Source organism: Bacillus sp. AY3-1, from assembly GCF_008368785.1.
GTDB lineage: Bacteria > Bacillota > Bacilli > Bacillales > Bacillaceae_G > Bacillus_A > Bacillus_A wiedmannii.
In genome coordinates this window covers 1-22683 of sequence record NZ_QORZ01000043.1, presented here as the reverse complement: position 1 = coordinate 22683, position 22683 = coordinate 1, and the positions used below count along the sequence as shown (strand labels likewise).

Sequence of the window (22683 nt, the reverse complement as noted above, 5' to 3'; positions counted from 1 at the left end):
CGGAGGAAATCCAGGAGGCGAAACAGGAACAGATAACGGTAAAGTTATTGAAAGTACAACGAATCAAGTTGTACATCAAAAAACAGAAGTATTAACAAAAAATATATCTAATGTATTAATAAAAGAAGCAGTAGATACAGTTGAAAGTTATCAAGGTTTAATGAGCCTTTACGAAATGTATTATGGGATTGATTTAAGAACGAAAGATGTAGGTCCTAAGCTAGAAGAGGGAAGTTTAGATGCAATTGCAACTGAACAATCTTTGTATTACGTATTAAATAAACAAAGCTTAATTGACTTAATTTCAAATCTTGTTTCAGCTAGTATTACTAGTGAAGTAAAGCAAGATATGACAGGTTTAAAACAAAAAATAGACTCTTACCAACAGCTCATTACTAGTGCAGATCAAAATTCAATGCTACTAGCGGAGAAATTAAATGAAACGATGCAGCAAGCAACTAGTATGAATCAAAATTTAGGAGAGTATGTAAAAGGTTTAGCGAAATGGCGTGAGAGTAGCTTAAAGTTAGCTGAAGAACAACAAGTATTAACGACTAATAATGCAGGTGAGCAAACAGCTGTATTATCGTTAGACTCTGGTATTAAATCTTTAACGATGCAAACTCAGTCATTAGTAGAGAGTTCAAAGCATAGTTTAGCGACATCAGATGATGTGTATAAAACATTTGACCAAATTAATGGACAAGCAAAAGAAATTCAAGACAGCGGAACGACAATTGTTTCGAAAGCAGATTCCTTATTAAATGATTTTACGAAGAAAATGGAAGATGATAAAGCATTCTCGAAAAACTTTACGAAGATTTTGGCGAATAGTCGTATTGGAGATCGTCAAAATGAGATGCTATATGAGTTTTTATCTAGTCCAGTTCAGAAACAAAATGATGGGGTAATTGTAGCTGGTAATGCTTTTACACCATACTTAATCGTATTAACTTGTTTCATTGTTGCGTTATTTACGGCATATGCAATTGCGAATCAAGAAAAGAAACGAACACAATCAGATCATTTTGAAGAGAGATTCTCTTTAATTGATATGAATGTACCAACTACAGTAGTAGCATTTGGAATATCGATTGTGGAAGGAATCAGTATAGGAGTCATCTCAGGCCGTCTTTTAAAATTCGGTCAGGATCAAAGTTTACTATGGATTGCGTTTATCACAATCATTATGATGGCGTTCGTATTAGTTTCAACATACTTACTACGACAAATAAAAATGGTAGGAATGTTTATCTTATTAGTATTTTTAAGTATGTATCTATTTTTAACTGAAGCAGTTGGAAGTAAAGTAGACCAAATGTCTTCTGTAGGCAAATTGCGTCAATTTTCACCGCTTCAATATATAGAGGGTTTTCTAAATGATTTTATTAGCGGTAAAGATACAGGAAAAGTTATTTTTATCGTATTGTTTGTAATTGCCATTATTGGATTGGTTAGTAATCTATTTGTATGGCACAAGAAATGGGAGGAAAAAGAAGTAAATGATCAAACAATGGAGCATAGTGGCTAAGTTATCATTTCTCTCTATCCTTTTACTGTTTGTCGCGCTACCGATAAGGAGCGCGGCTGACAGTTATCTTGGTGATGATGGGAAGATTAAGTTTAAAGTGGATCGACTTGAAGAAAGCGACCAAGAAAAAAATAAAAAGGAACATAAGGAAACAGAATTAGATAAAGCATCAATTGAGTTATTTAACAAAGATATAGAAGAAGAAATTGAGAAAAAGAAAAAGAAAGAACAAAAAGATATGGAAGCTTTGCGAGATTCTCTTTTTATAAAACAAAAAGAGAATAATAGTGTTAAAGATACGAAAAATAGTTTGTTTAGCAGTGAATACATTGTCAGAAAAAGTGCAGATGAAGTAACGAGTAATGAAACAATGAATGAAGAGCCAATTAGTATAACAATAATATTATTATTTGGCGGCGGCATTCTACTTATTTGCATCGGTATTTATACGGTTCTTCGTAAAAGTTGGAGGTAAAGTGATGGCAATACAAACACATATCAATGTGACAGTAGATTTTAGTAAATGGAATGGAAATACATATGATTTGCGTATTCCGAATCATCAATCTATTAAATATTTATTGAAAAACTTATTAGATACGCTAAAGATTGATAATCATGAAGGTTCACATTTTGTAATTAAAGTGAAAAATAAGTCAATTGTTTTAACAGATAATGATCGTTTAATTGATCACCAAATAACAGATGGAGATATTTTGCAAGTTTTATAAAGAATATTTTTTACTTTTAGTTATTTGAAAATAAGTTATTACGGGTTATAAAGAAAAGGAGAAGAGGATAAACATGACGGAAAAAATAATTAAAATTGATGCAATGAACTATCAATTTCAAATAGAAAAAGAAAATTGGAAATTGGAGATGACCAAATCTCAAACACGTATAAAAGACTTCCGTCAATTCGATATAATTACGGGCGTATCATCTGAATTTGTACCATTAACAATAGAAGAAACGGATGATATGTTTACGTTTCTATATCAAGTAGATAAAAAATTATATAAGTGGGACGATCTTAGCCGTTTTGGAAGAAATGAGAAATTAAGACTACTTCGGAATGTTGCGCAGTTTCGTAAATATTTAAATAAACGAATCACGTTCTTTTTACATCCAGACAATATAGTTTTTAATGCGAATTTAATACCAAGCATTATACATAGAGGAATTCGAGATATTGTTCCACCAACCCCGTTGTTAGAAGAGCAATTTTTAACGCAATATAAGTGTCTAATTATTGCTTTATTCTCCCAAAAACATAACTTTGATGATTTGTATGCTGGGTTACTAAAAGATGCAAAAGAAACAACATTTGAACAGACCGTTGCTCAAATGGAAAGCTTAGATGCATTACTGCAGTTTCTTGATGACAGCTTTGAGAAGGAACAAACAAAAACAGAAAAAAATATGCAGTTAGTACCTAAAAAAAGCTATAAATCGTTTAAATACTTAGCTTTTTCCTTCATAGCGGCGACAGTTATTTTAGCTGCTCCTTTAATATATTTCACTTTTATAAAATTTCCTTATCAAAATAAATTATTAGAAGCAAATGCGAGTTTCATAGCAACTGATTATGACAAAGTCATTACGCAATTGAATGAAGAGGAGTTTGAATCATTACCGATTGCATCTAAATATGAGTTAGCATTTGCATACATTACAGCTGAAAAACTAGGTGAAGCTCAAAAGAAATCGATTATGAAAAACATTAGTTTGAAAAGTGATGAAAAGTATTTGCTGTATTGGATGTATAACGGAAAAGGTAATTTTGATAAATCATTAGATTTAGCTAAGACACTTGATGATCCTCAGCTTATTATGTACGGCCTTGTTAAACAAATTGAATCACTGAAAAATAATCCGGATTTATCAGGAGAAGAACGTGATCAAAAGTTAAAAACATATGAGCAACAATTAGATGAATATAAAAAGAAATATGGCAATTCATCAAGCGATAAAAATTTGTCGGACACAGAGAAAAAAGAGTAAGCACTTGATGAGACAGTTGAAAAGGAGCAGTGAACACGGATGGAGCAACTATTAGTATTGACTTATGGAGACAAAATATATAAGTGCACATTACATCCAAATGAGCAATCAATAGTGTCGATTGGAAAAGAGTGGACAAATGATATTACGAATCCAAGTTTAGAACAAGAAATAGAGTTAAAGTGGAATAATGAAGTAAATGCTTGGATGGTACAAGATCAATTAATAGAATTCAATAAGGAAATTGAGATTGGGAAAACAAGAGATGTGAGCTTGAAAATCTTTATATCTATTGTTGGCACAAATAAAGTGTTTGATATCGGAACGAAACATTCTCTTACAGTGAGTCAAAACGATTACGATGATATTTCTATTACTGGGACTAGTGTAGATTTAATGCTATCTCGCGAAACGTTGTACGATTCTTTTAGAGTGAACGTGTATGGCGGGGATGTATTTCATAATTATACGAAGTTAAAAGATAGCGTTATGTTGGAATCAGGAGACGTATTATATTTTGATGGTATTTTATTGGAGATTGGTAGTGAAGACATTCAAGTACTTTCTTCAGAAGATAAAATGAAATCTGCGTTACCTATTTTAGTAGAATCAGAAACGAATTATCAAAGTGGTTATCCAGACTATCATCGTTCACCACGTATTATTTACCGTGAACCAGAAGAGAAAATGACAATTGCAAAGCCTTCTAGTATGCCGTCAAAACCAACGGAGCATTTAGCAAGAATCATTGCACCTTCACTTGTCATGATTGTCGTAACCGTATTACTTGCTATTTTCATGAAATATGGAATGTTTATTATCGCATCGATTGCGATGACATTAGTAACAATCATTGTTTCTGTCACATCGTATATTAAAAATTTGAAGCAATATAAAGTCGACATTGTCGAACGTGATAAAAGCTATAGAGAGTATATAAAACAAAAAACGAAAGATTTACATGCAGAAAGTGAAAAGCAGCGTCATGCATTACAATATCATAATCCAAATGTTGAAGTTATACGTAATATGGCTGTGCAAGTAAATCCACGTATATATGAAAAAACAATGCTACATCATGATTTCTTAACATTTAGCGTTGGGACAGGACAAGCTAATACGAGTTTTGAAATCCAATTTAATGAAGAAGAATTTAGTCAAACAAAAGATGAATTAATTGATATAGCACGTGAACTAAGACAGCGTTATCTATCATTGGAAGATGTACCTGTTGTAACAGATTTGATAAATGGACCGGTTGGCTATATTGGACAACGCTCTTTAGTGTTAGAACAATTACAATTATTAGTTGTACAAACCGCGTTATTCCATAGTTATTATGACTTGCAGTTTATTACTATTTTTCCTGAAGAAGAAAAAGAAAAATGGGATTGGATGCGCTGGTTACCACATGGAAGTGTTCGCGATATAAATGTACGTGGATTTGTGTACCATGATCGTAGCCGTGATCAAGTGTTAAATAGTTTGTATCAAATATTGAAAGAACGAAAATTAAAACTAGATGAAAAAAGTTCAACTAATGAAAAAATGTACTTTGCACCGCACTATGTCGTTCTCATTACAGATGAAAAACTAATACTAGACCATGTTGTTATGGAATTCTTTAATGATGATCCGAGTCAATTAGGTGTATCGCTTGTATTTGTACAAGATGTTATGCAAAGTTTACCGGAGCACGTGAAAACGGTAATTGATATAAGAGATGCAAAGCAAGGGAACATCATCTTAGAGCAAGGAGAACTTGTTAACCGTCAATTTAAACTCAATCACGTACCGAAAGGGTTCAATTTAGAAGACATTTCACGAGCATTAGCACCGTTAAATCATTTACAAAACTTAAAAAATAGTATCCCAGAAAGTGTAACATTTTTAGAAATGTACGGTGTTGAGAAAGTAAAAGAACTGAATATCACAAGTCGCTGGGAGAAAAATGCAGCGCATAAATCTTTAGCTGTACCACTTGGATTACGTGGTAAAGAAGATATCGTAAACTTAAACTTACACGAAAAAGCACACGGACCACACGGGTTAATAGCAGGTACAACAGGTTCAGGTAAGTCGGAAATTATACAATCGTATATTTTATCTCTAGCAGTCAATTTCCATCCTTACGAAGTAGCCTTTCTACTAATTGACTATAAAGGCGGCGGTATGGCGAATTTATTCAAAAACTTACCGCATTTATTAGGAACAATTACGAACTTAGATGGAGCACAAAGTATGAGAGCGCTCGCATCAATTAAAGCTGAACTACAAAAAAGACAACGATTATTTGGGGAAAATGATGTAAACCATATTAATCAGTATCAAAAACTGTATAAAGAAGGCTTAGTAAGTGAACCGATGCCACATCTATTTTTAATTAGTGATGAATTCGCGGAACTGAAGTCAGAACAACCAGAATTTATGAAAGAGTTAGTTTCAACAGCGCGTATCGGTCGTTCACTCGGAATCCATTTAATATTAGCTACGCAAAAACCGAGTGGTGTTGTAGATGATCAAATTTGGAGTAACTCGAAATTCAAACTAGCATTAAAAGTTCAAAATACGTCAGATAGTAATGAAATTTTAAAAACACCAGATGCTGCTGAAATTACATTACCAGGACGTGCGTACTTACAAGTTGGGAATAATGAAATTTATGAACTATTCCAATCAGCTTGGAGCGGAGCAGACTATGTAGAAAACAAAGAGGATAAAGAACATTTAGACGCAACAATCTATGCAATAAATGATCTAGGACAATATGAAATATTAAGTGAAGACTTAAGTGGACTTGGTAGCAGTAAAGAAGTAATAAGCGTACCATCTGAACTGGATGCTGTTATTGACTACATTCACGATTACGCAGAAATAAATGAAATTGAAGCGTTAGCTAGACCGTGGTTACCACCACTTCCAGAAAGCGTATATTTACAAGACTTACATGTTATTCAGTTCAAAGAAGCATGGACGAAAGAAAAGAAACCATTAAAAGCAACAGTTGGTCTACTAGATCAGCCTGAATTACAATCACAAACACCATTAACACTAGATATTAGTAAAGACGGACACGTAGCGGTCTTCTCAAGCCCAGGCTACGGAAAATCAACATTCTTACAATCAGTCATTATGGATGTAGCTCGTCAGCATAGTCCGGAGCATTTGCATGTGTATTTATTAGACTTCGGAACAAATGGCTTAATGCCATTAAAATCTTTACCGCATGTGGCAGACATCATTACATTAGACCAAGTTGAAAAATGCGAGAAATTTCTTCGTCGCATAGAAGACCTATTAAAAGAGAGAAAGCAATTGCTAAGTAAATATGGCGTTGCAAGTCTTGAAATGTATGAGAGAGCTAGTAAAGAAGTATTACCAACAATATTAATTACGTTAGATAACTATGATTCTGTTAGAGAAGCTGGATTTGTCGAAGACTTTGAACGCATTATTGCACAAATTGTACGTGAAGGGGCAGCGGTAGGAATTCATTTAATGCTTACAGCTACACGTCAAAATGCATTGAGAGTACAAGTAAATACAAATATTAAACTACAAATTGCTCTATATATGATAGATGAGGCAGAATCTAGAGCGATTGTAGGAAGAACAGAGTTAAAAATTGAAGAATTAGCAGGACGTGGTTTAGTTAAAATTGACGAACCAACAATCTTCCAAACAGCTTTACCGACAGATGGAGAAGATGTCCTTACACGAATTGAAAATATACAAACTGAAGGAAAAGAGATGGATTCCTTCTGGGATGGAGAAAGACCGAAAGCAATTCCTATGGTACCTGAAGTTCTGGAATACAAAGAATTTATTGCATGGCCAGAAACAAGAAAAATTATTGAAGCAGGCAAACTAACATTTGGTGTAGAGACAGAAAACGTTATGCCTCTCGAATTAGATTTAACGGAAGCGTCTAATATTGTTGTAGGGGGAATCAAGAAAGATGAAGTTGAAAATGTAGTTCATCAATTCCTTCAACAGTTAGCTGACAGTGGACACTTTGACCTAGGTTTAATTGATACAAGAACACGCAATTTCTCAAACTATAGAGAGAGTGCTGCTTTATATGTAGCTGAAAAAACAGGAATTGAGAAAACAATTAAACAAGTTACCAATGCTTATAAATCAAGAGAAGCGGCGTTTAAAGAGGAGCAGGAAGCATCAAGTGAACCAGTGACCCCAGCTGAATTTATTAAGAAATTTAAGCCGATTGTAATCGTAATCGCAGATATAAATGATATTTTAAGTAATTTAGAAGATAGCGATATATATAGTTTAGCGGAATTAATAACAAATGGTGCATTTATGGGCATCCACTTCGTAATTGGCTGTGATGTTGATTCAATTGACAGTCGATACGACTTAGTTTCAAAAACAATAAAAACGCAATCTCATGTTATTTTACTTAGAAAATCATCAGGCCAAATGGTCTTCGATGTATCTAATAAAGATTTAAGTAGTACAAAATTAAATCCATTTGAAGGGTATTTTGTTGAAAATCGTTTTGCTACTAGAATTAAAGTGCCAACTATTTAAGGGGGGGATTTGCATGGGGATAGAGGAATTAAATAGTCAAAAATCTGGTTTATTAAGTAGTATAAGTCATCAACAAGGGCAATTGGCTGAATTACAAATGAAACTACGAAGGCTAATAACTGCTAAAGGGAAATTTGTAAATAATCTTGAAGCAATTAAACAAAATCAAGAGCAATTTAAGTCTTTAGAAATAAACGAGAGTAGTTGGAAGGGGCAAAGAGCAACTACTTTTAAAGAAACGTATGAACAACAAGTCATTTCTAATTTAGGGAGATTTATTGGAGAACTAGGGAGAGTGCAAGAAGACATCGATCAAGCTATACGGCGGCTTGAAAGAGAAATCGCTACATGTGAGTCTAGTATTCTTTCTCTAAGTAGAAGTGTTTCAATGGTTGACGCTAGTATTCAAGTAGAAGTACAGAAGGCGGGGAAATGATAAATGGGGGAAATTAAATTAAATAAAGGGGTATTTGATGCGAAAGTAAGTGATTTGAAAAGTGGTGCTAGTGATTTAGGTAAGACTAAATTTAATGGTATGCAGTTACATCGTACGAATTTAAGTAAACTGAAAAAATATTGTGAAGCGATTGAAAAGTTATCGAAAAAAGTGCAGCAATATGAACAAATACTACAAAAGGATATTAGTAGAATTCAGCAAACAGGACAAGAAATGGTTCAGCAAGATGAAAAGCTTGGAAAAGATTTGAAAGACAGTTCAGCTCACCGTGCTATGTAAAGGGATAGGAGGGGGAAAATATGAGCAAAATCATAGAGTTACAAGAAGTAAAAGAACTGCAAGAGCGGTTTAATTCAAGTGCTGAAGAGTTAAATCAACATTTGGAAACATTGCAGCAAAAAATAGAGGACTTTACACAAATTAACTCTTTTCAAGGGAAAGCTGCTGATACTATTAAGAATCATTTATCTACAGTTCATGGAGCTGTTATCACTGGATTTACAGTTACAACGGAAATGTTAAAAAGTCAATTTCAAAAAGCAATAGAGGAGTTTAACAGTGAGGTTGACAGTGATGCAGATGCAAAAATTCATGGAAGTTATTTGGATGATGTAAAGAAAAAAGTTAATGGATATAGTGAGGGATTTAGCCACTCTAATGAAGAGGCGAAAAAAACAGTAGGTACGATTAGTGACATCGTCGCAATTCAATATCCATCATCATCAAGCATCACTGAAGGCGCTGTAAAAAGCCAAAAAGAAATCAGTGATACATTAGAAAAATTAGAGACTTATAATAGTAAGCAAAGTGACCTGCAAGAGTTTGATGAATTAATGCGTAAGATAGATGAGGGAATGAAACAAATAAAAGTGAATAATGGGAATTTGTCTATCGCTTCAATAGGGAAGTTATTAGCTGACACATCAATTGGAAATATCATTAAGGGATTGGCAGATGGCATGACTAAGTTTGATATTGGGAACAAGGGAGCTAAGGCTACTTTAAATGCCTACATACGTATGCATTATGTTACAAAGAAATTGGGTTTGGAAGTCCTTTTTGATCCTAAAGGCCGAAAAGGTAAAGGGGCATATACATTATCGACTTCTAAGAAAGAAGATATGGTTTTAGCAGAAAGAATACTTAAAATGGATAATAAAGATGACGTTTTATTCAAATATTTAAAGGATAAATTAGAATTTAAATTCGAGGGTTTGAAAACAACAAAGGAACAAATAAAAAAGGCACGCAGAAATATTTATAAATTACCAGAGTTTCAAAATTACGCAGATTTTCGGATGGATCGGGAGAACAAAGGATTGCCTACCGCGATTGGGAAAAAAGGACTGAGTTCATTTAAAGCCGCTTGGGCAGACGGCTTAAAGGATATTAACCCTATGAAATGGAAAGAATCGTTTAAAGGCCTGGGTAAAGCAGGGGGGATATTGAAAGGAGCAGGTATTTTTGGAGCGGTTGTGTCAGTTGGAGGTAATGTTGTAGACGCTAAGCAAGGTGTAGATGATAGAAAAGATGGTTGGCAGTTAAAAGATGTAGTAGATATAGCAACAGATTCAGCTGTAGATATTGGAGCAAATGCTGGAGCGATGGCAGCTGGTGCTGTAGCAGGATCGTTTTTCCTTCCGCCGCTTGGTACTGTGGTTGGGGCTGGTGTTGCGGTAGGTATTACAGCCGTAGCAAATATAAAATGGAAAAAATTCGGCGGGGACAGTGCGATTGATCTTGCTAAAAAAGGAGTAAAAAATGTAACTGAAAAGATAGAAGAAAAATTTAAAATAGGGGAGAAACTTAAATCTATATTTTGGTAATCAGACTACACGAAAGGTGCAGATAGATGATGTGGGATATAAAAGAAGAAGATTTAGATGGATTTCGAGCAACATGTAGCAGTCGTTTAAGCCCTGAAGGTGCTATGGTTTTCTTTATTGGAGGGATAGTTTATACTTCAGTATTTATGTTTTTTATTTTTATGGGGGGCTTGGAGTATTATAATACTTTCTTTGACAAAACAATTGTTAAAATTGAAATTGTGTTATATAGCTTACAAATAATGTTTTTAATTCTATATTCATTTCCAAAATTGTGTTTTAAATTACAAAAACTACAAACTTTTGTAATATTATTATATGCATTTCAATTAGGTACTATAACATTCACAGCGTTGATTCTTCCTGGAATTTCGGAGGATTCAATTGACAGAATTACATTAATATATGTAGGTATGTTATTCCTAGGAGCAGTCATTGTTCACATTGTGACAACTATCGATACGTTTAAACAAGCGAGTGAAGGTGCGTTCAGTAAGGATGAAAGATCCACCTCATTTTTTAGTAAAACAAAGGGGAATGTGATGAAGTGGGCTACACTATATGCACTAACCCTTCTTGTTTTGATTTATTTTCATACTAATTATGCGTTCGATGTTTTAGTCCTTTATATAGTGGGTACTGTATTAATGTATACAATTGCTGTCGGTGCAGCTGAATTTCAACTATTAATGTATTGTAGATTTAAGTTCCCTTCATTTAACATATCATGGGAGCAACATAAAAGAGAAACTCCAAGATATCAAAAGAAAAATAAAAAAGGTAAATCGAAACGTAAGGCGTAAAGAAAATGAGTATAGTAGGTTTAAATGTTCACTATTTAATAAAATGTGGAAGGAACATGAAAAAGAGCGGAAGTGACATTTGAAGAAACAAAAAATATATAGCCGAGAGAAAGAATAGTAAAAGGAGTAGGTATTATGAAAATTCAATATAAAGCATTATCACTGTTAAATTTAATTAGTATTACTCAAATTGTAAAAAAAGAAGATTGGTTATTACCTGCTATCGCACTGAGAAATCAAGTTGTTCATAATGGAATATATGCTGTAGGTCCCGTTCTTTTTAAATATCAGCCATTGGAAAATGAACCAGAGTACGGCGAATATACATATTCTGTTCCAGTAAATGAACGTGTTAAATTAGGAGAGAATTCTGCATATGAGTATATTGATGGATTAATTATTGAAGAGGCATTAAGTGTTCGATTTACTGATGAAGATGGTGATATTGAAGAGGCTTATAATTTAATACATGAGTTTGCAGAACAGCATCATATTAAATTAGAAAACGGTTTTTATCACGTATGTTTAGATGTATACGGTGACATGTGGCTAGATATTTATGCTCCTATTATAGAAGTAGGTGAAACAATAAAATGATAATAGAAGGACAAAGTATTGCATATACAAATGTAGTTTCGAAAGAGTACTATTTTCATTACGAAGATATGGAAGAAGCAATTGAACATTTTATGTCAGAAATTGCAACAGCGAATTTAACAGTAAAAGGTCCGATGTTTTATGCTTTGAAAAATATACCATCTGATGAAAATATGTACGTTGAATTATTCATGCCAGTAAATGAAGATAAAATTCCAGCATCAGAAACACTTCAATTTAGGAGCTATTATTATGTTGATGAGATGCTCATGAAACGATATACGGGAGATTATGAAAAATTAACAGAGCAGGTATATGGTGAAATGCTTCTGTATATGGAGGATAATAATCTGAATTTAGCCTCGCCAATTTATCATGTGTTTAGCGGTGATGAGTCTTTACAGTATGTTGAAGTGAAGATTGCTGTATTTAATGAAGAATAATATTTTAAGCTTGTGACTTTTAAAATATGGAAATATCATAAAAGAGATAGTTTTGAATAGGATTTGGGGAAATGACATAAATAAAACCTTCTCTTCTTGTTAGAATGAGGAGGTTTTTTTATTCTAAAATCTATATGCAATTGATTGAATAGTTCGACATGAGATTTTTCAGTTGGGTCAATCTGTATGGGGAGTAGTTACGTTCTGCAGTTCGCTCTGTTCTTATTTTGAAAGGGAAAATTTATTCGAAAGTCAATTTGTAAAGAGGGGAAGGTGTTATTTTGAATAAAGATCGGAATGTTTCGGAAGCAGAGAAAAGTTTTTTTGAAAGGACAATAGTATCTATCTATAAAGTGTTAGAATTTATAATGAAATATACAATGATTCTAATAATAATAATGTCCATATTTGTGATAATTGCTGCTGTTTATTTTAAAATATATGAGGGTATAGGGGCAGGTGTATTTCTCTTAATCTCGTCATTATTTGCATATGTGGTGTTTTTTAAGAAAAGTAAAAATGCCTAAATTAATAGTGAAAATAAAATTAAAAAGATTAACTATAATACGTTATTTCAAGAGGGAAAGTTTTGAATATGGCATGAATGTATAACAGTAAGAAAACCTTCTCTTTTTGTTAAAATGAGAAGGTTTTTATTTTTAATCTACATGATTTAAGTGAATGTGGTTAAAGGTGGGGCACTTGAATGCGGAATATAAAAGAATATTCAGATAAATTCCAGATGATATGTAAACATCGTTGGAGTCCTGAGGATGCTTTAGGATTTATGATAGGAACAATAAGGGAACGTAATGAAACTAAAAATGCCTAGAGTAACTGGTGACAGTATGAAGTTAAAGAGGAAAGCGAAGCAAGATTATGTGAATTATGAAAAGTCTTTTCATAATAATAAATCATTCTAAGGGAGCTGATTTGTTTTGAAGAATTGAAGATCAATTTGCAGCTAAGTTTAAAATGTGGCGGAGTAAGTTGAGTGAATCATAGACGCAAGAAAAAGAAACCGAAACAAATAAGAAAAGAAGCAGTTCAGATAAAACCGATAGTAGAAGAAAAACCACTAAAGAAGAGTAGCAACAAGTTGGTTGATATTCTCCTAGGTATTCTTCTTTTCCAAATTTTTATAGGGGCTGTCTTGGAAGGTTCTACAACACAAGTAAGCAAAGGGAAGACTTTCCTTATTATCGTTTTCTTTATCTTAATTGCAATAGGGTTATCTATGATAGGAAACAAATAAGGGGGAGTTCAGATGTTTAAGAAGAAGGAGAAAAAAAGCATTTACGTTAGACTGGTAAACACACAAGGGGAAATCATTCGAGAGTTTAATTGTACAGAAAAAGACTTGCGAAAAGTAAAAGAAAATGGTGCTGAAATTCGTTTGGTTGGAGATAAGTCATATGAGATGGTAGCAACCGATGAACAATTAGAAAAACTAGCAAGAGCTGAAGCAGAAATCGAAGCGGAAATTAAGGCATGGGAAGATGCTTTAAATGAGAGTTTGGATGAACGCGAAGAAAGAGAAGCGAGACAGAAGGAATTGAAAGAAAAGAATAAATGGAGTACAAAGAAGAAAGTAATCGTATTTGGACTCATATTCTTTGTATTTATTGGATTACCTATTATCGAAGGGTATCAAAATAGTAAACTAGTTGAAGAAGGTACATCGTTAAATGCAGAAATTGTAGGTAGGCACGTAGAGGAGGAATTTATATTTACACACCCCACACTAGTAGTTGAGGTAGATGGTAAAAAGCATAATGTATGGGTAAGTGAAGAGACATATAACGGAGCAGAGTGGTTAGGTAGACTAAAAGTCATCAAAACAAAAGATGGTAAAGTTGAGAAAGACCCTAGATATGAGGGTGAAGACTTAATTACGAGTTATTAAGCAGTATGTTTTTAGTATTCGCTTCTCTCAAATTAAATAACATTATTATTTGCAAAAATCGAATCCATTAAAATAAAAAACAAATTTTAAATAACTGTAATAACCTCCTAGCATATTGTCAATGGGAGGTTATCAACTTTCTGAAGATACAATTGTGATAACTGTAACGTTTTTACTAAGTGAGTGCAATTTCAGAGAAACAAAAATAGAGTATGAGGGATATGCTTAAGTGAAAGAGAGAAGAATATTTAGAGCTTTTGAGGAGAAAGAAGGCTATTTGTACTATCAAAAGCATTCGGATTATGTACGGCAATTAATGTAGTGATGATATACATACAAGATTATCTAAATTTAGTTATACAAAAGATGAAGATACTTAAAAAAGTTACGAATGTAATGGGAATTTAGTGAATGAAAATTATTTAAACTGTATAGAAGGTGAAAAACTGAATGTGGAATATAAAAGAAGAAGATTTAGATGGATTTCGAGTAACATGTAGCAGCCGTTTAAGCCCTGAGGCTGCTTTAGGTTTTATGATAGGAACCATAGTATATGTTTCAGTTATGATGTTTTTTCTTATTGGTACTTTAGTAACCTTTAGTTGGGACTATTATACTACTTTCTTTGAGAAAACAATCGTTAGAATGGAACTTGTGCTATATAGCTTGCAAATAATTTTTTTAATTCTATATTCATTTCCAAAAGCTAGATTCAAATTTCAAAAGTTACAAACGATTGTCGTGTTATTATATGCATTTCAATTAGGTACGATATTATTCACGGCTTTAATTCTTCCTGGAATGTCTGATTATACAATAGACGGAATTACATTAGTATATGTAGGTTTCTAATTTTTAGGAGCAGTGATTGTTCATATTGTGACGACGATTGATACGTTTAAACAGGCAAGTGAAGGTGCATTTAGTATGAATGAAAGATCCTCTTCCTTTTTTAGTAAAACAAAAGGAACTATGATGAAAGTAACTTCAATATACGCATTAATCCTACTTATTTTGATTTATTTTCATAATGATTATGCGATTGATACCTTTATTGGATATGTAATAGGTACTGTTTTACTGTACACAGTAGCCGTTGGTGCAGCAGAATTCCAGCTATTGGTGTACTGTAGATTCAAATTTAAATCATTTAATATTACGTGGGAAGAGAATGAAAGAATGTGTGGGAGAATTCGAAAGTAAAATACAAAATCCAAAACGAAAAATAAATAAGAGTGAAATAGAATTTAAGTGTATGAGAATTATTTAAACTGTATAGAAGGTGAAAAGGCTGAATGTGGAATATAAGAGAAGAAGATATGGGTCTTTTTGAAATTGAAAATAGAAATCGATTAAGTCCGGATTATATAAGAATTTTTTATGGGGGAGTTTTTGCATATACTTCTATACCAATGTTCATCATGTTTTTAGGTGTTTTGCTGAACGGTGATAAGATTTCTTTAACACCATTTGAAACATTTTTGGTACGATCTGAGGTAAAGTTATACATTTTGGAGTTGATTTTTTTAATAATTTTCATGTCTTCAAAGGTTGCTTTTAAATTACAGAAACTCCAAGCCATCGTGACTTTATTTTATTCTTTTCAATTAGCAACATTACCATTTATCGTTATGATGGTTGAAGGAATGTTTGATTTTCCAAGTAATAATAAAACGTTAGTTTATATTGGTTTAATAATGTTAGGGGCGCTTTGTACTCACATTGTAGTAACGATCGATGTTTTTAGAAAAGCAAAGCATGGAGGATATAAATTAGAAGGACCGGCTGTCTCGTTTTTTACTGACACGAAATTATATTTTTTGATTGGAATAACAATCAGTGTAATAGTTCTACTTGTATTAATTTTTTTAAACCTTAATTATACATTTGATGAAATGGCAATTTATGTGACACAAACAATAATATTATATATATTCGCTGTAGTATCAGCAGAATTCGTCCTATTGGTGTATTGTCGCTTTAAATTTCCATCATTTAATATTACGTGGGAACAACATGAAAAGGAACGCCAAGAATTTATAGCAAATAGAAAAAGAATAAGAGAGAAAGAACAAAAGCGAAACAAAAACTGAAATGAAAGTTATAAATGATACTCGTAAACTTACATTGAAGATAGAATGAATACATTATTCATAAATTAACTAGTAAAGGGAGGAATGTAATATCTTGAATAAAGATTCTAAAGCTGTAAAAAAAGAAAAAGGTTTATTTGAAAGTGTAATAGCACCTATTATTGTGGGGATTATGTTTATTTTTTTAATTCTATATAAAGTAGTAGAGTTTCTGGGGAAGTGGATTGTTATCTTCGGAATAATATTTTTTATTGGTAGTATATTTCTTGCATATATCTAGAAGAATATGGAGGGGTGTTGGGCGGTGGGACAGGGTTAATATCGATGTTATTGTTATATTTTATGTTTATTAGAAAAAGTAAAAAAGGCTAGTTTAATATGAAATACCAAAACATTTATTTACTCCTAGTTTGTTTACAAATATAGAGTTATTACATGATTTTAGAAAAGATGGTGTAATTATATGTGGAAAATAAAAGAAGAAGATTTAGATGAATTTAGGATGACATGTAAAAATCGTTTAAGTCCTGAAGGTGCTGTAGTTTTCTTTATTGGAGGGGTAGTTTATACTTCAGTATTTATGTTTTTTATTTTTATGGGGGGCTTGGAGTATTATACTACTTTCTTTGACAAAACAATTGTTAAAATTGAAATTGTGTTATATAGCTTACAAATAATGTTTTTAATTCTATATTCATTTCCAAAAGTGTGTTTTAAATTACAAAAACTACAAACTTTTGTAATTTTATTATATGCATTTCAATTAGGTACTATAACATTCACAGCGTTGATTCTTCCTGGAATTTCGGAGGATTCAATTGACAGAATTACATTAATATATGTAGGTATGTTATTCCTAGGAGCAGCCATTGTTCACATTGTGACAACTATCGATACGTTTAAACAAGCGAGTGAAGGTGCGTTCAGTAAGGATAAAAGATCCACCTCATTTTTCAGTAAAACAAAAGGCAATGTGATGAAGTAGGCTACAATATATGCGCTAATCCTGCTTATTTTGATATATATTCATAATGGTTATGGAATTGATGTTTTAGTTCTTTATGTAGTGGGTACTGTATTAATGTATACAGTTGCTGTCGGCGCAGCTGAATTTCAGCTATTAATGTATTGTAGATTTAAATTCAAGTCATTTCATATGTCATGGGAAGAGAATGAGAGAATGCGTGGGAGAATTCGAAAGCGAAATACAAAATCCAAAACGAAAAGTAAGTAAGAGTGAAATAGAATTTAAGTGTATGAGGATTATTTAAACTTTATAGAGGGTGAAGAGTCAGGATGTGGGATATAAAAGAAGAAGATTTAGATAAGTTTAGGATGACATGTAAAGGGCGTTTAAGTCCTGAGGGTGCTACGGGTTTTATGCTTGGAACAATATTTTACATTTCAATATTTATGTTTATTATTTTTGTAGGTGATTTGAATTACTACAACAATTTTTTTGATAGAACAATTGTTAAAACTGAAATTGTGTTATTTAGTATTCAAATTATATTTTTAATTATATATCTATTTCCGAAAGCATGTTTTAAATTTCAAAAGTTACAAACGCTAATCGTATTACTATATGCGTTTCAACTTGGAACGATATTATTTGTAGTTTCAATTGTTTCTGAAATGGCTGACAATTCAATTGGTAGGATGTATACCGGGCTACTAGTTGTAGGAGCAGTTATTATCCATATTGTAGCAACGCTAGATACATTTAAACAAGCAAGTGAAGGTGCATTTAGTTGTGATGAAAGATCCACCTCGTTTTTTAGTAAGACAAAAGGAGCTATGATAAAGGGGGCTATAATATATATATTCATACTACTTATTTTGATGTATTTTCAAAATGATTATTCAATTGATTTTTTTGTTATGTATGGAGTGGGAACTGTATTAATGTATGCGGTTGCAATTGGAGCGGCAGAATTCCAACTATTGGCGTACTGTAGATTCAAATTCAAGTCATTTCATATGACGTGGGAAGAGAATGAGAGAATGCGTGGGAGAATTCGAAAGCGAAATAAGAAATTCAAAACGAAAAATAAATAATATATTAATAGAATTTTAGTGCGCGCAAAATAATTGAAACATATAGAAGGTGAAGAGCCAGGATGTGGAATATAAAAGAAGAAGATTTAGATAAGTTTAGGATGACATGTAATGATCGTTTAAGTCCTGAGGGTGCTACAGGCTTGATGTTTGGAGGAATACTTTATAGTTCAATAGCCGTTTTTTCTATTATTGTATCAGGTGATTGGGATTACTGTATGGTTCTCCTTAATATAGGAATTGTTAAGCTGGAAGTGTTGTTATATGCTCTGCAAGTAATTTTTTTCATTCTATATTTATTTCCAAAAGCTCAATTTAAATTTCAAAAGCTACAAACAATTGTTGTATTATTAAATGCATTTCAAATGGCAATAATATTACTCGTAGTTTTGATTGGTACTAAAATGGCTAATAATTCAATTGATCAGATTACATTACTGTATGCAGGATTATTATTTTTAGGAGCAGTAATTTTTCATATTTTGACAACAATTGATACGTTTAAACAGGCAAGTGAAGGTGCATTTAGTATGGATGAAAGATCCGCTTCCTTTTTTAGTAAAGCAAAAGGAAAGATGATGAAGTGGGCTACATTATACGCAGTAACTATTCTTATTTTGCTATATTTTCATAACGATTATGGATTCGATACTTTAGGTATGTATGTAGTAGGGACCTTTTTAATGTATACGATAGCCATAGGTACAGCTGAATTTCAGCTATTAGCGTATTGCAGATTTAAATTTCCGTCATTTAATAAAACGTGGGAGCAACATAAAAGAGAAACTCCAAGATATCAAAAGAAAAATAAAAAAAGTAAATCGAAACGTAAGACATAAAGGGAAATGGCAGAATAAATTTAAATGTTCGCCATTTAATATAACGTGGGAAGAGAATGAGAGAGTGAGAGAATGCGTGGGAGATTTTGAAAGCGAAATACAAAATCCCAATCGAAAAGTAAATAAGAGTGAAATAGAATTGAAGTGAATGAAAATTATTTAAACTGTATAGAAGGTGAAGAGCCAGGATGTGGAATATAAAAGAAGCAGATTTAGATAAGTTTAGGATGACATGTGAATATCGTTTAGACCCTCAAGGTGCTACAGGGTTTATGTTTGGAGGAATACTATTTAGTTCAATAACAATTTTTTCTATTGTTTTATCAGCTGGGTGGGATTACTGCATGCTTCTCTTTAATATAGGAATTGTTAAGTTAGAAGTATTTTTATATATTATACAAATAATTCTTTTCGTTATTTATTCATTTCCGATAGCTCAATTTAAATTTCAAAAACTGCAAACCCTTGTCGTATTATTATGTTCATTCCAATTGGCAACAATAGCTCCTATTGCTTTGACTGTTACTAAAATGGCTAATAATTCAATTGACTGGATTACAATAATGTATGTGGGTTTATTACTTTTAGGAGCAGTAATTTTTCATGTTTTGACAACAATTGATACATTTAAACAAGCGAGTAAAGGTGCGTTTAGTATGGATGAAAGGTCTGCTTCTTTCTTTAGTGAAACAAAAGGAAAGATGATGAAGTGGGCTACACTATACGCAGTAACTATTCTTATTTTGATATATTTTCATAATAATTATGGGTTTGATGATTTATTTATGTATGTAGTAGGGACCTTTTTAATGTATACGATAGCCATCGGAGCAGCTGAATTTCAGCTATTAGCATATTGCAGGTTTAAATTTCCGTCATTTAATAAAACGTGGGAGCAACATAAAAGAGAAACTCCAAGATATCAAAAGAAAAATAAAAAAGGTAAATCGAAACGTAAGGCATAAAGAAAGTGTGTATTGTAAGTTTTGATGATAGAAAAGTAATTATTTACAGGAGAGTATTTTAACTTTTAAAAGAAAATTTAATTATGTAAGGTGATTAAAGTGATTAGAAGATAATCTGATCGAAAATGTAGAGAGTGTAGTGTGATGATGAAATGAACACAAAAAAGGTTTCTAAAATGATTACTATCATAATAACAATCAGCCTACTACAAGCATGTAGTTTTTTTGAAGAAAAGGTAGAGTATGAGCCATTTATTAAGGCATTGGATGAAGGTGACATGAAAAAGGTTATGTCTGCGAGTGATGATGGGTATGCTTTTGTGGAACAAAGAGGTATATATAGTACATATGAACAAAAAGAAGATGGAGAGCATAGTAAAACAATCTACCAAACTTCGACAGGTGTATATAATATAAAAGATAAAAGTTTATATGGGAATACAACACAAGAAATTACCTCGGAAGTAGATGATAAAAATTATAAAGAAGAAGTTAATTATAGTACAAATATTATGTATAAAAATGAAAAGGTGCAAAGTCCGGATTCAAATCTAGATGGTTCATACGTGAACTTAATTGTAGATCGTTTAAAAGGGATAGGGAAACTAAAGATGAAGCCCGGGGATGATATAAAAAAGTTTGATCAGCCTAATTCAGTGGGATATCGACTAACTGAATCCGAATTCCAAAGTATTATTAATGATAAGTTAAAAATTAACTATGATGAATATGATGGATCAACAATTTCACTTAGTTTTGACTCTGCAAAAAATCCAAAACAGATATTACAATTAAGTATTGATATAGATTATAAGAAAAAGAATGAGGATGGAAAATTAGTAGAAAATATGTTCCAAATTATAACTTATTTTAATAGGAAACAGGATAATAACAAAGACGCGAGACAGGAATATATTGATTTTAAAGCACAGTATAATAAGAAGCAGTAATATTAAGAAGAGCATTTGCACGTAATGATAATAGCGACATAAGTGGAATAAATGTTTCATAAATATAGTGGAAAGAATTTGAGGATAAACGCCCCAATTGCTGGAGTAGATGCAACAATTGGGGCGTTTATCTATCTAAATTTAGCTTGAATACATAACATGTTTTAGTTAGAGTATTGCTCCGCAAGTAGTTTTTCAATCTTCATAATAACGGTGTGAAGTTTTTGTGTAATCGGCTTTTATTGCTAAGTTACAACTATTTCCTCTTATAGAGTACCTCTTATTATCGGTACATCGTCCACATCCCGATGTCATTAAACCCTAGACGTTTATAAATTCGTCCAGCAGCTGGATTGTTATAAAATAAGCAAAGTGTTCGGCCTTCTTTCGTAAAGTCTTGAATCATTTTTTGTAATATGAGTGAAGCGTAGCCATTTCCGCGATAATTCGGGTGTGTACATACGCCAACTACCATAGCGGATAATGAATTTTCAGCGGAAGTAGAGGCGGATGCGATGATTACGCCGTCTTTTTCAATATAATAAGTACGTCCCGTATTTGTTTCGAGAGCTTGTCTTAATATTTTCTCTGATTCATTAGCAGTCGGGAATTCATCGATGCTACTTCTTAATTGCATAATTCGATCTACATCATCTATTGATGCAAGCTTAATCGTTTCATGAATAGGCGTGTCAGGTAAGCTGTTGCCATTTAGACATTCACAAAAATACATATCACTTTTGGCACCTAGTTGAATAGCAGGAGAAGTTTCAAATTTTTCTACGATAGTTGACTTGCCAGATAGTTTAAGCGGCTTATACGCTGAAAGAAGTGCCTCATAGTCAGAGGCGGCAAATTCTTCTTTACTATATGGGATAAATGAATCGTGGAAGCGGAGTAAAATTGATTTTAATGTTCCATCCTCTTTAAATACTCCCCATAGTTCTTGGAAATCTGTATCATAACCGAAAGCCTCAATATCCCCAATAATAAACAAGTTAAGGGCTGCCTCTTCTTTTAGGTAAGCGAATACTTGTTCATGATCTTTCTTTGTTAATTTTCTCATCATAAAGAATCGACCTCTTTTTTATTTTTCTAAATATTACAACTTAAGTTTTTTGAAATCAATATAAAATTTTATGTTTAGTTCACAAACTTTCGGAAAAACTAGGAAAGATATGACAAAGGAGGTTATGAACGGTGGATCATCCAATTCAAGGGTTAATGAAAGCAGCAATGGAAAATTTAAAAGAAATGGTTGATGTAAATACGATTGTTGGAGAGCCTGTTCAAACGGCTGACGGTGGTGTGGTGTTAACGGTTTCTAAAGTAGCGTTCGGTTTTGGAGCAGGAGGTTCTGATTTCCAAACGAATGATGGACAAAGAGCAAACGGTAACCCTGCATTTGGTGGCGGTAGCGCGGGTGGTGTTTCTATTACACCAGTAGCATTTCTTGTAGTGAATAAAGATGGAGTAAATATTCTGCATCTACAAAATGCGACACATTTAGCAGAAAAAATGATTGAATTAGCTCCACAAACAATTGATAAAATTCAATCGATGTTCCAAAAAGATGAAAAGAAAGAGGAAAATCATCATCCTCAAAACCCAGATGAAATCCTTTAAAAACACCTGCTCACTGAAGTGAACCCCGAAAACG

The 22683-nt window shown here is 32.6% G+C and carries 21 protein-coding genes and 3 pseudogenes; 23 read left to right on the top strand and 1 reads right to left on the bottom strand.

Annotated features, from left to right (window positions below; genetic code table 11):
* The 22 genes and pseudogenes from DN389_RS28050 to DN389_RS27945 all read left to right on the top strand — a co-directional run.
* The coding region (locus tag DN389_RS28050) for an MFS transporter (protein WP_472926204.1) at positions 1-1531 on the top strand (1531 nt) is incomplete at its 5' end.
* Positions 1503-2006: a type VII secretion protein EssA gene (gene essA / locus DN389_RS28045; RefSeq protein ID WP_098190171.1), complete on the top strand. Its 504-nt coding sequence runs from the start codon at positions 1503-1505 to the stop codon at positions 2004-2006. The genes DN389_RS28050 and essA, both read left to right, overlap by 29 nt.
* Before the next feature lie 4 nt (positions 2007-2010).
* On the top strand, positions 2011-2262 hold the full coding sequence (locus DN389_RS28040) for an EsaB/YukD family protein (protein WP_001007571.1): 252 nt from the start codon (positions 2011-2013) through the stop codon (positions 2260-2262).
* A 73-nt stretch (positions 2263-2335) separates the two neighbouring features.
* Positions 2336-3535 (top strand): type VII secretion protein EssB, encoded by a 1200-nt coding sequence (gene essB / locus DN389_RS28035; protein ID WP_098149671.1) that lies wholly within the window; start codon positions 2336-2338, stop codon positions 3533-3535.
* A 39-nt stretch (positions 3536-3574) separates the two neighbouring features.
* Positions 3575-8086 (top strand): type VII secretion protein EssC, encoded by a 4512-nt coding sequence (gene essC / locus DN389_RS28030; protein WP_149237848.1) that lies wholly within the window; start codon positions 3575-3577, stop codon positions 8084-8086.
* A 13-nt stretch (positions 8087-8099) separates the two neighbouring features.
* Positions 8100-8522, top strand: a complete 423-nt coding sequence (locus DN389_RS28025; RefSeq protein ID WP_016108254.1) for a YwqH-like family protein — start codon at positions 8100-8102, stop codon at positions 8520-8522.
* 3 nt (positions 8523-8525) lie between these two features.
* Entirely contained in the window at positions 8526-8822 is a 297-nt protein-coding gene (locus DN389_RS28020; protein WP_000503886.1) for a TIGR04197 family type VII secretion effector, read from the top strand.
* Positions 8823-8842: 20 nt separating this feature from the next.
* The gene (locus DN389_RS28015) at positions 8843-10369 is read left to right on the top strand and encodes a T7SS effector LXG polymorphic toxin (RefSeq protein WP_149237847.1); all 1527 of its coding nucleotides are present in this window, start codon (positions 8843-8845) and stop codon (positions 10367-10369) included.
* 29 nt (positions 10370-10398) lie between these two features.
* Positions 10399-11172, top strand: a complete 774-nt coding sequence (locus DN389_RS28010; RefSeq protein WP_149237849.1) for a hypothetical protein — start codon at positions 10399-10401, stop codon at positions 11170-11172.
* Between the two features lie 135 nt (positions 11173-11307).
* Positions 11308-11769 (top strand): DUF5085 family protein, encoded by a 462-nt coding sequence (locus tag DN389_RS28005; protein ID WP_149237846.1) that lies wholly within the window; start codon positions 11308-11310, stop codon positions 11767-11769.
* Positions 11766-12212, top strand: a complete 447-nt coding sequence (locus DN389_RS28000; RefSeq protein WP_000582716.1) for a DUF5085 family protein — start codon at positions 11766-11768, stop codon at positions 12210-12212. The genes DN389_RS28005 and DN389_RS28000 overlap by 4 nt, the downstream gene beginning before the upstream one ends.
* A gap of 281 nt (positions 12213-12493) precedes the next feature.
* On the top strand, positions 12494-12739 hold the full coding sequence (locus DN389_RS29030; protein WP_149237845.1) for a hypothetical protein: 246 nt from the start codon (positions 12494-12496) through the stop codon (positions 12737-12739).
* Positions 12740-13206: 467 nt separating this feature from the next.
* On the top strand, positions 13207-13467 hold the full coding sequence (locus tag DN389_RS27990; RefSeq protein WP_103652743.1) for a hypothetical protein: 261 nt from the start codon (positions 13207-13209) through the stop codon (positions 13465-13467).
* Positions 13468-13479: 12 nt separating this feature from the next.
* The gene (locus tag DN389_RS27985) at positions 13480-14118 is read left to right on the top strand and encodes a hypothetical protein (protein WP_000473574.1); all 639 of its coding nucleotides are present in this window, start codon (positions 13480-13482) and stop codon (positions 14116-14118) included.
* A gap of 450 nt (positions 14119-14568) precedes the next feature.
* Positions 14569-15321 (top strand): annotated as a pseudogene (locus tag DN389_RS29025) (hypothetical protein).
* A gap of 92 nt (positions 15322-15413) precedes the next feature.
* Positions 15414-16211 carry a hypothetical protein gene (locus DN389_RS27975; protein WP_149237844.1) on the top strand — a complete coding sequence of 266 codons (798 nt, stop codon included), beginning with the start codon at positions 15414-15416 and terminating at the stop codon, positions 16209-16211.
* A 94-nt stretch (positions 16212-16305) separates the two neighbouring features.
* Positions 16306-16583, top strand: a pseudogene (locus tag DN389_RS27970) (hypothetical protein).
* A 91-nt stretch (positions 16584-16674) separates the two neighbouring features.
* Positions 16675-17445, top strand: a pseudogene (locus DN389_RS27965) (hypothetical protein).
* 62 nt (positions 17446-17507) lie between these two features.
* Positions 17508-18269 carry a hypothetical protein gene (locus DN389_RS27960; protein ID WP_106074811.1) on the top strand — a complete coding sequence of 254 codons (762 nt, stop codon included), beginning with the start codon at positions 17508-17510 and terminating at the stop codon, positions 18267-18269.
* A gap of 62 nt (positions 18270-18331) precedes the next feature.
* Positions 18332-19108, top strand: coding sequence for a hypothetical protein (locus DN389_RS27955; protein WP_149237842.1), 777 nt, complete (start codon positions 18332-18334; stop codon positions 19106-19108).
* A 188-nt stretch (positions 19109-19296) separates the two neighbouring features.
* The gene (locus tag DN389_RS27950; protein ID WP_149237841.1) at positions 19297-20073 is read left to right on the top strand and encodes a hypothetical protein; all 777 of its coding nucleotides are present in this window, start codon (positions 19297-19299) and stop codon (positions 20071-20073) included.
* 176 nt (positions 20074-20249) lie between these two features.
* Positions 20250-21023, top strand: a complete 774-nt coding sequence (locus DN389_RS27945) for a DUF3952 domain-containing protein (protein ID WP_000628353.1) — start codon at positions 20250-20252, stop codon at positions 21021-21023.
* Positions 21024-21306: 283 nt separating this feature from the next.
* Here DN389_RS27945 and DN389_RS27940 read toward each other — a convergent pair whose 3' ends face one another.
* Positions 21307-22092, bottom strand: coding sequence for a GNAT family N-acetyltransferase (locus DN389_RS27940; protein WP_149237840.1), 786 nt, complete (start codon positions 22090-22092; stop codon positions 21307-21309).
* A gap of 131 nt (positions 22093-22223) precedes the next feature.
* On the opposite strand from DN389_RS27940, the gene ytfJ reads away from it, so the two are divergent.
* Positions 22224-22649, top strand: a complete 426-nt coding sequence (gene ytfJ, locus DN389_RS27935) for a GerW family sporulation protein (RefSeq protein WP_060488563.1) — start codon at positions 22224-22226, stop codon at positions 22647-22649.
* The last annotated feature ends 34 nt before the right edge of the window (positions 22650-22683 follow it).